This window comes from Streptomyces alkaliterrae (assembly GCF_007097205.2).
In the GTDB taxonomy this organism is placed as follows: domain Bacteria; phylum Actinomycetota; class Actinomycetes; order Streptomycetales; family Streptomycetaceae; genus Streptomyces; species Streptomyces alkaliterrae.
The window spans coordinates 1-474 of the sequence record NZ_VJYK02000708.1 but is presented as its reverse complement, the minus strand read 5'-3'; the positions used below and the strand labels follow the sequence as shown (position 1 = coordinate 474).

Sequence of the window (474 nt, the reverse complement as noted above, 5' to 3'; positions counted from 1 at the left end):
CCTCACCCCCGCACAACGCCGCCACCGCGACACCCTCCGCCCGGCCACCCGCCACGGCGCCAAGGCGCTTCTGCCCCGAGACCTGGCCGCCGCACACGAACAACGCCACAAAGCACTCATCACCTACCGCGACACGCTGCCACCCCAGGCAGCAGCCCTCGTGGCCTCCGACGTCATCCACATGCACGCCAACCGACTCCTCGCCATCGACCCCGGCTACGAACGCATCGCGAGAACCCTGGCAGCCGACCTCCTCCACCGCCCATGAGCCCAGACACCCGAACCCTCGCCGCCGCCAGAGCCACCGATCTGGCCCGCAGCCTCCGCGACCCGGAAGCCGTCATCAACGCCGTATCCAGCCGCGCCGCACACACCCTCTGCTACGGACTCGCCGGAACCGCACTCCTCCACGCCTGCCTCGGTGACGCCACCACCGCCGCCACCCACTGGAATGCCGCCTCCCGCACCCTCGGC

Annotated in this window: 2 protein-coding genes; both read left to right on the top strand. The window is 71.3% G+C overall.

What is annotated here, in order from left to right:
* A partial coding sequence (locus FNX44_RS28485; RefSeq protein WP_173019326.1) for a lantibiotic dehydratase C-terminal domain-containing protein occupies positions 1-268 on the top strand: 268 nt, incomplete at its 5' end.
* The coding region (locus FNX44_RS27580) for a hypothetical protein (protein WP_228450345.1) at positions 265-474 on the top strand (210 nt) is incomplete at its 3' end. The genes FNX44_RS28485 and FNX44_RS27580, both read left to right, overlap by 4 nt.